The organism is Paenibacillus sp. HB172176 (assembly GCF_011947265.1).
Taxonomy (GTDB): Bacteria; Bacillota; Bacilli; order Paenibacillales; family Paenibacillaceae; genus Pristimantibacillus.
The window spans coordinates 214,921-227,807 of sequence record NZ_JAATHD010000007.1 but is presented as its reverse complement, the minus strand read 5'-3'; the positions used below and the strand labels follow the sequence as shown (position 1 = coordinate 227,807).

The window sequence follows — 12,887 nt, the reverse complement described above, 5'->3', positions numbered from 1 at the left end:
GAGCAAATAGCTCCCTATAATCTATCCTCGACTTGTCCGCGGCTCCCCATGCTGTCCATGATACCGTCCAGATCATCGAATACAAGCTTAATGACCATAACCTGAGAGACGAATTCGTTCACCGGAATGTCGGATAAATGCAAGTAATCCTTCTCATTGGCCAATGTGGGCATCTTCTCTACGACTGCCTTCACCTCAGTTCCATTATTCAACAAGAGCGTGCTTTGGGGCATGACCGAGACAGGATTTAGAATGATGCCAGAGCTCTCGGGTGTCGGCACCAGATGCACGTAAAGCGCGTTTCCATTGCGAGTGAACATCAAATCTTTTCTGCCGAATACGGCCGAGATCGGCTCCGCGTCCTCATATGCCTCTTTCACCGACTGATACCACAGTCCGACTTCCCGGATCATGCGAGCTCCTATATCCGGAATTGTGCCGTCGGCTTTCGGGCCGACGTTGAGCACGTAATTGCCGCCCATCGCCATAATCTTGGCGATGCTCTGCGTCAGGAACTGCTGCGAATAATAATCCTCGTTCATCCGGTATCCCCAGCTTTGCCTGCCGATCGATTGGACGGCCTCCGTCGGCTTGTCGAACTTCCACCCTTCCGGAACATGTCGCTCCGGCGTGGAATAGTCGCCTTCGTCAAAGCCTCTGTCGTTAATCAGGATGCCGGGCTGCAAACGACGGATAATGGCGTTGAGGGATGGATCGTAGATTCTCGGCGGGATGTCCCAGAAGAAGCTGAAGATTTTACCATAGTTTGTGCATAGCTCCGCGATTTGATTTTTGACAAAAGCAATATACCGGTCCATATCGGGCTCGTCTTCCGGCACGGGCGGCACTTGGTGGGTGCTTAGCGGATTGTAGCCGTTAGGATGATGCCAATCCGGATTCGAATAGTATAAGCTAAGTCCCATCCCTCTCCGCTCGCAAGCTTCTGCCAACATGGCCAGTGTGTCTCGCCCGTATGGGGTTTGGGTAATCTTGAAATCCGTGTACTGCGTATCCCACAAGCAGAAGCCGTCATGATGCTTGACTGTGAAGCAGATGTACGTCATGCCGGCTTGCTCCGCCAAGTCGATCCACTCGTCCGGATCGAAGCGCTGCGGATCGAACTGCGCTTGCAGCGCTTGATATTGCGGCTTATCCATCCCTTGCCGCATCTGAATCTGTTCATGCCAGGCGGGAATTGCGTAGAGTCCCCAGTGAATGAACATACCGAATCTTCGTTCGCCGAATCCCTGATTAACATCGTTTGCTTGCGCTTGTCGCTCCATCCTTTCGTACCTCCTGCAGATTATGAATTGCACATTGGTTTTTAATCCACCAACACGGCTCCGATTCTGATCCAATTGCCTTCGGACTGCGGCTGCTTCTCCTGCAGCACTTTTATCGTAAGCACATGCTCGCCAGGATCAAGATTATGGTCAAGTATGCAATAACCGGCTCTGGTAAATTTCAAAGCATGTTTATCCCAGCTTGATTGTCTTCGCGCCTTGCTTCCGTCCACACTCCACTCGATGTCGCCCGAGTCCGGCGCAATTAACCAATATAATCCGATAAAGCTGCCTTGAAACGTATAGTGGAGCTCCGCGCCCGGAGTTCCGCTTACAAGCATATGCGGATATCTTCTTGCCAGTGAACTGCTGTCCTTCTCCCATGGTTCCTGCAGCAGCTCCCATGCATCAACAAGTCGTCCTCTGTCACAAGCGCTTGAGGTTACATAACCATCCAGCTTCCTCTCCACAGGCCCCGGCGCTATGCATGCTGACAGAAATTTCTGCATTTCATCCGCATATATTTGATACCCCTTATCCGAAGGATGCACCGCGTCGGGCAGAAGCTCCTCCCATGTACTCGAACCACTTCCGACGTATTGCCATAATTTTTTTCCCAAATTAACAGACGGGATTGCATAAAAGTCGGCAATTTTCTGATGTAATACGACAGTATCCGGGGCACTGTCAAACTCATAGGTCTCAGCCATCACCTTTGTTATTGTATATACAAATACGATATCTGCATCGGCATTATGATTCCATATCTGCCGCACAATGCCTTCCATGGAGCGCAATATCAAATCTTCATCCTTCTTATAATCATTAACGGCGAATTCAATGAATACCAAATCGGGCTCTCCGCTCAGGAGGTCGGTTCGGCATCTGCAAACCCCAAGATCCGAGCCGGTACCTCCTATAGCAGCCTGTATTTCACTAATTTCACATTCCGGATAACTTCGCCTGAACCAGGATGTAGTCAAGGCCCTCCAACTGCTCTTGGCTGGATCGGAAGCGCCGCTTCCTTCCGTAATCGACCCTCCGAAATAGCCTACGGTCAATTTTCTTCTTTCATGAAGAACACGGAAGGTGTTGTACAAAGGTTTCGCCATTTTCACTTAACACTCCATTCACCACACATGCATCCCTTGGAAGCCTTAGACTTCTATCCGCATTATGCGATTTTAATCTTGATAACAACCTTCTTCACATGGCTGGAACTCTCTACATAACATTTCACCTTATGACCATCCGCTGGAAAAAAGAAAATGCACAGCCCCGATGTCGCTTTCAATAGCTGTCTGTATTCTCCTTGATAAAACTCACAGTCATTGTCAGGATTGTAATCCACGACGCTGGCGAGCTCTTCGACCGGCGCCCAAAAAATGCATTCTTCACCCGTCAACGGTACATGCAGATCAATATATTCCCGATGACTCTCAAATTTCATCTCTTGAGGCGAAACAGTGTCATATTCAATTACACTCGCATAAATGCGATCCCCGTCAATTTCATAACGACCTTTTTCCATCTGATCGGTGCAGCTCGATAAAAACGCTGATATTTTCGCCATTCCCGGGATCAGACCTTCATAGCTTTTCAGTTGCTTGATACTCTCCACTATCATGTTGTTGCTCCTTCATTTATAGTAAGCGAGATATCAGGCAGTCCCGACGATTTCATCGTAATGGTCGCGCCTGTCTGACCGCCGGGAATGACTACTGGCGCACTCAGCCCGCCAAGCGAGATAACGTCGCCCGCAAACAGGGTTGAACCATAACCGATCATCTCCATCACATCCTCCGCCTTGCAGATATAATCGTCGTACCTGGCATCCAGCACCTGTTCTCCGTCCATTTCAAGAAGTACAGTCATCCGTGCCAGCTCGTCCCTCGAAAGAGGCGTAACGACATCGGAGGTCCGATTACATCCGTCAGCCCATTTTGCGTAAATTTCCGGCATTGCGCTCTCCCTTGGAAGCGCCGGGTGTATGACCTGCTTCGGAAGTCGCTTGTCTGTCACGCTAATCAGAGGAAGATAGCCAAGTATACAGTCAGACATATGCTCCTTGTCCGCCCATTTGATTGTCTTGCCGATCACCACCGCTATTTCGGCGGTTACGTACAGCTCTTCCTTCTCATCATAAGGCGAATAGGTCGCGCTGCTGGAAAGGGCGGAAGCGACACTCCATAGATAACGCGGTATTGGCGATGGCTGGCAGCCCTGATCCAGAGCGCTTGCCTGCGTGTTCGCGTAAGTGATAACGAAGTTTCGCGCTTTCCCCAAGTTCCATTCTTCAACCTTCATGGGCGCGGCAGCATTTAACGTTTCGCGTTTCTCCTCGATTTCCTCATCATCCAGATAAATGACTCTGTTCCGCAGAACGCCCAGTTTTTCAATCTCGCATTCCACTTCAATTTCGCGGCCAATATGATGATCCATATCAACCCCAATGCCATCCTTGCCGTTGGCTCCCATATGAATGACATCGCCGGGCAGCAGTTCCATGAATGAGCTCAAATAAGCGATTGTCCGCTCAACGCCTACCAGCGTAGAACACGTATTGGCTCGATCCCGAAGCATACCGTTCGTTCTTGAATACAACATGAGATCGTAAGGATGCCCAACTTCGTCCTTGGTCACAAGATACGGTCCCACTGCGCAGCTGATGTCGGTGTTTTTGTGCGTCCATCCATACGTCATAATGGAGATCGGATCGTTATGACCTCCCATCCCGCCGTAGTCCACATTGTAATAACCGTGCGCAGTATCCGTGACCACTGTATATCCCGCAACATAAGACATTGCTTCCTCCACGGGTATGTCCTTGCCGGCTTTGCCGATAATGACGCCCAATTCTGCATTGAAGGACATGCTCGTACTCTTCCCCTTAGGTCTTCTGATGACAAATGGCTCGCCATTGCCAATCACGCTCCCCATATGTCGCTGATGCGCCTGCGGGATAAGGTTGATGTGTCTGATATTGACGTGATTGCGACTAAATCCGGGGCAGTTGCCCACAATCCCTAGCAGAAGTCTCGGATCTGGAACGGGCGGCAAGAGCTTCACATCCTTCAGCAGATGACCCGCTCTGGCCAATACTGAAAAACCGTCCGATTGCTGGACAAATCTTTCTGTGAAGCGAACCAGCTTTTCAAGCGTATCCATCCCTTCTTCGCCAAGCTCCAGAAACGCCTTCATCGTCAAAGGCCATTGCCCAGGGGAGAGAAAGCGCGGCACGCTGAACTGATAACCTGACGTTTTGGCGACCGAGAAATGGAGGATATCGGCTTCAGCCTTGCCGGGCTCTACTAATAGTTCATCGCCTGTTACCGGATGAAGCATTGAAAAGCCGAATCGTTCCTGACCGTCAACCAAAAAACTTGCGAGCTTCATAGAAGCACCTCCAATTGCGCGGGTGTTCCATGTTTCATCTGAGATGATTTCATAGGTTTCTCCTTCCAAGTTCAACAATTGTATCTGACAGACATGATGCTGCGAGAACAGATCATTCCTCCGATCGCTGTTGTTCCCAAGTTTCTTTCATTTAACCGGCGCAGCGGTTGAAACTTGGGAACAAAGGCGAACGCTATCGCTTCTCCGGAATGATCTGTTATCTCCGCTGGGTGTCGTTACCTTATTTCGTTCAACTTATGCTAAGCGCCGGCGCTAACTGTCACGGTCACCGGGTCGCAAACCGTCGTGCCGGCGGCATTCGTCAGCTCGCAGCGGTACACCTAGACGCCGGGCGCCCGCCCCCATACAACGGTCACGACTCCTCCAAAGCCGATTTCTCAAATCGGACCACTTGCAATCTCTGTGCATTATGCGCATTTGGAGCATATTGCACGGAGCGTCCATACATCACATAGATATAATCTTCATTGATGAATATGCTCGCATCAAGAATCTGATAAATTTGATGAGCGTGACCGCCTCCAGAGCCATCTTGCGTTACTCCGCCTGTCGAAATATTCCGGTCAACATCCAGTACCAACTCCCAATCTTTGCCGTTCGTGCTTTTGGCCATGGAAAGCCGTGTGCGCGGCACGCCCGCTCCCCTTGATTCCGGTGTATTGTTGATCCACACCATATACCATGTTCCCGGATTGGACGGGTCCTCATACACATTAAAGGAGCTGGCCACCGTCGGCAAATAAGAAATCGTATGAAGCCCGCTCCATGTGACTCCGTAATCGGTCGATTCTGTATAGCCCATGTACCCTTCAGAATTAAGCTTGGAGAAGTACAAGCGCAAGGATCCATCCGAGCAGCTGACGATCTTCCCTTCCATCTGCATGAATTTATCCGTCGCTACATTGTAGTCGCCCGCTATCAGGTCCTTCGTACTCGTCTGAGACGCCGTCCAGGTATTTCCTTCATCATCGCTATAGTAGACGACCGTATAGCCGGATCCCGTAACACTGGTCGTCGGCGAAATGAAATTCCGAAACCCGACCGGAAGCAGAATTCTCATCGTTCCATCCGGCAGCTCCACTTCAGATATTCCATTCACATGCACAATGGGAATCAATTTCCCGGCGGACGTCCACATATCCTCTTCATCCACCACTTGCCCGCGATTTGTCCATGTCTTCAGATCCGAAGAAGCTTTTGCGATAAAATCATTCCCCACCTGCAGATAGGTTCCGTTCTGCAGTTGAATGATGACCCTGTAGCTTCCCGTGTTGTCCAGATCGCTGTATTCATTGCTTATCTGCCAGGTTTCGCCATCATCAATGGACGTGTATTGCCCGCTATTGCCGGCCGCAAGAATAAGCGTGCTGCCAGATTGCTCGATATCGCCGTAAGTTGTAAAGGTATTCTCATCAACTGTATATTCGATAACCCCATCCGTAACCTCTCCGCCGCCGGGAAGCGCCATCTCGATTTCATCCACAAGCATAATCGCGTTGTCGGCGTACAGACCGCTTCTGCCATACCAATCGCCATCGCCGTCAATCTCATTCTCCAGCGAAAGAACCGTATTACCATCAACACTCAGCTCTGCGCTATGATCAAGCAAAGTCAATTCCATGTCATAATACTCATTTGCAGTAAATGGATAGGTTGCGCTGTAGAACCTTTTTGTTTCGTAATCTGCTCCTCGGCTATATTCGACATACCACTTGGACGCATCAACATCATAGCCCGCCTTCAGGTACGCTCCGCCAATCACATATCTGGCAAGCAGTCCAAAATTGGATCCCGATCCGAAATCCTTTGCCAGGATTTTCGCGCTGATCGTTGGATTCATCTCAAAGCCGTGCAGCCAGGTATAGCTATAGCCGGATGCGGTCGTGTTGCCGTAAACCTTCGCATCGTTCTCATCCTTCACGATCCATTGATCGGTAGCGGGGGGCTCGATCCAATGACTTGGGCTTTCTCCCACCGTTTCATCCTCAAAGGTATCGTCATACTCAGCAGCATTCGTTTGTTCGGGTTCAGCCTCAACGCCTCTTAGCATGACATTGTCGAAATACCCGTCGCCGGTCGTCCGCAGCGCCGCATAGCCGTAATCGGCTATCGCATCAAACTCCGTTTCCGTATACGTAAGAATTTCAACATCATCGAAATAAACGGTCAGTGAATCGGACGCTCTGTCGATATTTACTCTTAAATTATGCCATTGATCCAATATTTCGCTTTCGCTTAAGTCCAATGCCGCAATTTCAGTCACCGGCAAGCTTTGAGCGACGATATAGGAGCCTTTTGTGCTGTTTCTCTCCGTATATTTGTTAATAATGACCTCATACGCATCATGATTCGATTGCTGCCTGGTCGTGAACCGTACCAAATACGTTGTTTCCGCATATAGTCCAACAAAAAAGCCGGCGTACGCATTTTCGCTTAATTTGATGTCGCTTTGTATGCTTGCGATTCCAGACATCTCTGCAGCGATTGCCGCGGTGTTATTTTTATTCGATCCGTCCGCTCTCTTATTATCGGAATAGAACGCACCGTCCCTCAGTATCCAGGGACTGTTGAACTCATCCATATCATAACGATAGGTATAGTTGTCGATATCGATATAATCGTCATAGAGAAGGACGTCATACTGGGACAAATAGGGGTATTGCAGCTCTTCCATTTTCTTAAGAATCAAGTACATTTTGTCCCGAAGCGCCGCCGAATCATAACCGGCCGCATCATACAATGACATATCCGTTGCAGTAAAATCCATAAATTCGGCTTTTAGCTCACGGACCATTTGGCTGTCTGCAACTGTCAGATTGTCTATCGTCACGGCAAGCACTTCATCCGCAATCGCCTTTACCTCCGGGCGGCGGTCTGTCACGAATACAGGCAGTTCAGTAGTCACACCGCCGTACGACACCGTGACGGTCTGATTTCCCGGTTGATCCGGATCATAACCCGATAACATATTATCGGTAAGCGGCACTGTTTCTTCCGGCTTCTGGGAGCCATACGATACAGATAGAGATAAATCCTGTATATTCAGGAGTTCTCCCAGCTTCGCTTGCAATACACCATCAGCGGGCAAGCCCAGAACTTCTAATGATGAAACGACATAGCTGCCCCAATCCTCGCATGGCTCTACGACAAAATCGTCAGCCGTGCCGGAGACGCTGATTGCCAGAATGCCGGCCTTGCCAGGATCCTTCGTCATGTCGTCAATCGTGTACACGACCTCGCCGTCAACAAAGAAACGCGCGCGCGTACCGTAAAAGTCCATTCGCAGCGTGACCTCGTCGCCAAACTGATACCGCGCGTCATCCGGACCATTTAACGTAATAAGCGTCGTATTATTCCGAAGCCGGATGACATGCTCCGTGCCTACCACGGCCAGAAACAAATCATAACCGCTCAGCGCTCCAGTAGCTTCGGCAGGGTTATACGCCGTGATTCCGATCCGGCTGGATGTGGTGCCGCTGGTCATCGCTACTTTGGCGGAAACCGAATAATTGCTCCATGAATCCGAGCCTGCCACGAAATTCGCGAAGCCGCCGGTTGTGGCAAACGTATACTTTCCGTCTTCCACTTCATGCGTGGTGCTGCTCGGAGCAGTTGTCCAGCCGCTTAAGGTGTCAGATGAAAAATCATCGGAGAAAGAAGCTGGCGGTTCTCCCCAATCCTCGCATGGCTCTACGACAAAATCATCAGCCGTGCCGGAGACGTTAAATGCCATAATGCCAGTCTTGCCCGGAGCCTTCGTCATTTCGTCAATGGTGTACACAACCTGGCCGTCAACAAGGAAACGCGCGCGCGTACCGTAAAAGTCCATCCGCAGCGTGACCTCGTCGCCAAATTGATACCGAGTGTCATTCGGACCGTTCAAGGTAATGAGCGTCGTATTATTCCGAAGCCGGACGACATTCTCAGTACCTCCTCCAGGTGCGGATACGACGGCCAGAAACAAATCATAACCATTCAGCGCTCCAGTAGCTTCGGCAGGATTATATGCTGTGATTCCGATTCGGCTGGCTGTGGTTCCGCTAGTCATCGCTACTTTGGCCGAAACCGAATAATTGCTCCATGTCTCCGAACCATCCACAAAATTCACGAAGCTGTTCGTTGTGGCAAAGGTGTATTTTCCGTTCTCCACCTTATGCGTCGTGCTATTCGGCGCAGTTGTCCAGCCGCTTAAGGTGCTAGAGGAAAAATCATCGGAGAAAGAAGTCAATGATTCCGGGATCTCTTCTGCATGAACGGGATATGAAAATGAAAAAAATAAAGATAGCGCTAAAACCAACTTGTGTATTCTCACTACTAGAACACGCCCTTCTGGTTTGATTTCACAAATAGATTTCGGCAAAAACAGATAGCGCAAGCTCTATCTGCCTTTGCCTTCTATTCATTCAAATCTTAATGCGACATGAAGTTATCATAGGTTTTCTGCATAATGGCGACTAAGTCGTCTACTTTCATAGACTTTAAGGAATTCAAATAACTGTCCCATTCTTTGTCGATATCGGATTGGCCTGTTACCCACGCGGCTCTATACTTGCTCACGGTATTGAAAATATCCGTTCTCATTTCGTTCAGCTTTGCAGCGTCATCCGGGTCCAGATAAGGACGCGGCCATACTTCCGTATTAATTACGCCGGCTTTATCATATAACTCATAGGTCTCGCCCTTCACTTTATCAGCCGCGCTCATCTCAACTCTTCCATTTTTATAATCCGATTCCAGCACGGATCCCGGAAGGTTGTTTTGAAAATAGTTTCTAAACGTGTTTTTTGCATATTTGGACAATTCTTCAGCCGGTATAGAATTAACTTTATAAACGTCATTGTTCAAAGTCAGCCTCGGATCTTCATTGGCGATTCCGTTATAAGCTTCCAGCGTGGTTTCCATAAGATAAAACTGATCAATGAAAGCCATCAGGATCTCCGGGTTTTTACTATGGCTTGTCAGCTCGAAATGACCTTTGCTTCCGGATAAATAGGCCGGATTCAAATAAAATTTCGGCTGATATCCCTCCACAACCGGGGGCAAAATGGCAACATACTGATCGGTGAACTTTCCGGGAGGATTCTTCGCCGTGATTATGCCGTATTTTGCTGCGCCGGCATCATTGGCTATCGCGCTAAAGGTCTGCGAGGAGCCTGTGAAATACTCATTCCACAGCCATTTGTTTTCATACCATTTTTGCATCGTTTGGATATAAGCCTTGTATTCTTCCGTCGTAGGAGCGAAAATAACTTTTCCATCCTTCACGTATACAAAATTCTCAAATGTGCTGTCTTTTGTAGGCATGCCCCATAGGGAAAGCCAGGCTTCCAGATGCTCATACCCTGCTCCTGTGCGGGCCAGGAGCGGAATTTCATCCGACGGATCTCCGTTTCCATTTGCGTCTTTCGTGGCAAAAGCATCCATCACATTTTCGAGCTCCGCAAGTGTCGTTGGCACAGACAGTCCGAGATGATCCAGCCAACCTTTATTGATCCATATCGGACTTTCCAGATACGTGCCGGGAACCTGGTTGACATAGGGCAGAGAGTAGATATTGCCGTCAGGCGATGTGATTCCCGTTAGAATATCAGGTTTTTCTCCGAGAATTCTGCTATTGAATACAGGCATAACCTTTGGATCTTTCAGATACTGATTCATTGGAACGAGAAACCCTTCCTTCGCGTACAAGGCCATGAAGGTTTCATTCATGGCATTTCCGCCCATAATCGCATCTGGAGCGTCTTCCGTACCCAATAGTACATTCAGCTTTTCAGTGGCGCCCTTCGCATCCGCTCCCAAGCTGATATACTTGATATTGACGTTTGTCTTCTCCGCCAGTTTTTTAAGGAAATCGGTTTGCTCCGGATTTTCGCCCTCCGTGCCGTTCACGCCTGCAATGGTAAACGTGACGGGTTCCGCAAGAGGAAAGGTAACCCCCGACGCCTCTGTTGCCGTGTCTCCGGTTGCGGTTGGCGCTGCCGTCGAACTGTTCTCTGTCTCATTGGCATTTTTGGAGCAGGCCGCCACCGACAACGCAATGACCGGAACCATGATCAGAGATAACCATCTTTGCTTTTGTTTCATACCCATAAAATAAACCCTCCTGTAAAATATGATTCATATTGTGACGTTTAATCGCGCCCTTGCTGAGCACACGATCAAACCTAATCACCATTAGCCTTTTACTGCGCCTAACATAACGCCTTGTATCAAATATTTCTGCAGAAATGGATATAACAGGATCATTGGAATGGCGCCCACAAACACGACGGCGTATTTCATCAATGATCTCTCCATGAGCAAATGATAAGCTTCTTCGCTCGGCATCGTTTCCAGCAGTGTTGTATCCACGGTTGCGACCAGCTGCGATATGATGATCGTAAGCGGCTGTTTGTCAGGCGTTCTAATGTAAATTAATGCGGTGAAGTAATCATTCCAATGACTTAACGCATAGTAGAGAAAAATGACCGCTATCATCGCTTTGGACAAAGGCAGAGCAAACCGGAAAAAAAACTGAAATTTGCTGGCTCCGTCTATAATGGCCGCTTCATAAATGCTCTCTGGTATGCCTCCCTCAAAAAAGCTTTTGGCGATAAGCATATTGAATGCGGACAAGGCGCCGGGAATGACCAGAGCCCATATACTGTCCACCATGTGCAGCGATCTGACCAACATAAAGGTCGGAATAAGCCCCCCGCTGAATATCATGGTGAAAATAAAGAACATGCTGATAATCCCGCGACCTGGAAGCGCTTTCCTGGATAAGGCAAAAGCGGCTGGCAAGGTCACCGTAAGATTAATAAGTGTCCCCACTGCGGTATAAAGAATACTGTTCCTGTACCCCGTCCATATTTTGGGCGTATTCCAAAGCTTCTCGTAGGCTTCCAAATTCAGCCCGCTTGGAATGACAAATACACGACCCAGAAAAATATCCGAAGGATTGCTTACGGACGCGATCAAAACAAACCAAAGCGGATACAGCGCCATTACCCCTAAAAGGAGTAGAAATATCTTTACTGCAAGATCAAAAATACGATCATCTAACCCTGAACCAGGCTTGAAGCTTCTGTCTAGAGACGTATCTTCCATAACATCACCCCCTTAAAAAATCGACGTTTCGCTGAAGCGCTTGGATAACCAATTGATAAGAAGCAGCATAACCATATTAATGCAGTTGTTGAATAATCCCACCGCCGAAGCAAAACCATACTGCGCGCCCTGAATCCCCGCCTTATAGACATAAGTAGCGATGACTTCAGAAGCGGAAATATTCAAATCGGTCTGCATGAGGAGCACCTTATCCACAGCGACACTTAAAATATGACCCATATGCAGGATCAACATCGTAATGATCACAGGCAGAATCCAAGGAATTTGAATCTTCATCATCACTTTGAATTTATTCGCGCCATCTATCCGCGCCGACTCTACAATGGAATTGTCGATGGAATTAAGCGCTGCCAAATATACAATTGCCGAAAATCCGACATGCTGCCATAGATTCGTGATGGTGTACATCGGGAGCACCAAATCGTTCCTTCCAAAAAAACTGATTGCATCCTGTCCCATTAACCTTAGTCCAATATTGATCAGCCCGGTTTCCCCGTTGCAAAACAGGTTCAGTATACCGATGACCAGAACACTGGAAAGCAAGTGGGGCAAATAGGTAAAGGTCTGTGTAAATTTGGCCAATCGTTTGTTCACAGAGTTGAAAATCATAAGCGCCAGCAAGATCGTAAACGGAAAAGTGATTAAATAGCTGACTACACTTAACAGAATCGTATTTTTCATAATGATGCCAAACCAGCCGGCGTGAAAAAAACGGATAAAGTTATCAAAGCCGATCCAATCGCCTTTCAGATAATTAGCGCCGAGACGCGTCGTTTTAAATGCGATCTGCAATCCATACATCGGCATATACGAGAATACAAAAGTGATCGCTATTGCAGGAAGCAGCATGACATAAAACTCCCAATTGGATAAAAAACCTTTTTTGACTTTTCTTGAAATGGGTATCCTTGTTGTTCCTGTCATGAATCATCGTTTCCTTTCTTTTGTGAATGACGAATGTTATAGGCCGATCTTAAGCCGCCGAGAAAACGTTTTCAATCTTCAAAAAGGAAACCTTGGCCGCAGCAGCTTTAGTTTTAGGCACATGCGAAATCGAAACAGCTCCAAATGAATACG

At 48.3% G+C, this 12,887-nt stretch carries 8 protein-coding genes; all 8 read right to left on the bottom strand.

The window, feature by feature from the left end:
• Window positions 1-14: 14 nt before the first annotated feature.
• Entirely contained in the window at window positions 15-1,316 is a 1,302-nt protein-coding gene (locus HFP08_RS12385) for an alpha-L-fucosidase (protein ID WP_277345854.1), read from the bottom strand.
• A gap of 8 nt (window positions 1,317-1,324) precedes the next feature.
• Window positions 1,325-2,395, bottom strand: coding sequence for an SGNH/GDSL hydrolase family protein (locus HFP08_RS12380; protein ID WP_168120906.1), 1,071 nt, complete (start codon window positions 2,393-2,395; stop codon window positions 1,325-1,327).
• Window positions 2,396-2,457: 62 nt separating this feature from the next.
• Window positions 2,458-2,910: a NanQ anomerase/TabA/YiaL family protein gene (locus HFP08_RS12375; RefSeq protein WP_168120905.1), complete on the bottom strand. Its 453-nt coding sequence runs from the start codon at window positions 2,908-2,910 to the stop codon at window positions 2,458-2,460.
• Window positions 2,907-4,679: a fumarylacetoacetate hydrolase family protein gene (locus tag HFP08_RS12370; protein ID WP_168120904.1), complete on the bottom strand. Its 1,773-nt coding sequence runs from the start codon at window positions 4,677-4,679 to the stop codon at window positions 2,907-2,909. The genes HFP08_RS12375 and HFP08_RS12370 overlap by 4 nt, the downstream gene beginning before the upstream one ends.
• A 373-nt stretch (window positions 4,680-5,052) precedes the next feature.
• Window positions 5,053-8,928, bottom strand: coding sequence for a sialidase family protein (locus tag HFP08_RS12365; protein ID WP_168120903.1), 3,876 nt, complete (start codon window positions 8,926-8,928; stop codon window positions 5,053-5,055).
• A 182-nt stretch (window positions 8,929-9,110) separates the two neighbouring features.
• The gene (locus HFP08_RS12360; protein ID WP_168120902.1) at window positions 9,111-10,790 is read right to left on the bottom strand and encodes a type 2 periplasmic-binding domain-containing protein; all 1,680 of its coding nucleotides are present in this window, start codon (window positions 10,788-10,790) and stop codon (window positions 9,111-9,113) included.
• Window positions 10,791-10,874: 84 nt separating this feature from the next.
• Complete coding sequence (locus HFP08_RS12355; protein WP_168120901.1) at window positions 10,875-11,687, bottom strand: carbohydrate ABC transporter permease; 813 nt, start codon at window positions 11,685-11,687, stop codon at window positions 10,875-10,877.
• 114 nt (window positions 11,688-11,801) lie between these two features.
• Complete coding sequence (locus tag HFP08_RS12350) at window positions 11,802-12,659, bottom strand: ABC transporter permease subunit (RefSeq protein WP_168120900.1); 858 nt, start codon at window positions 12,657-12,659, stop codon at window positions 11,802-11,804.
• Between the last annotated feature and the right edge of the window lie 228 nt (window positions 12,660-12,887).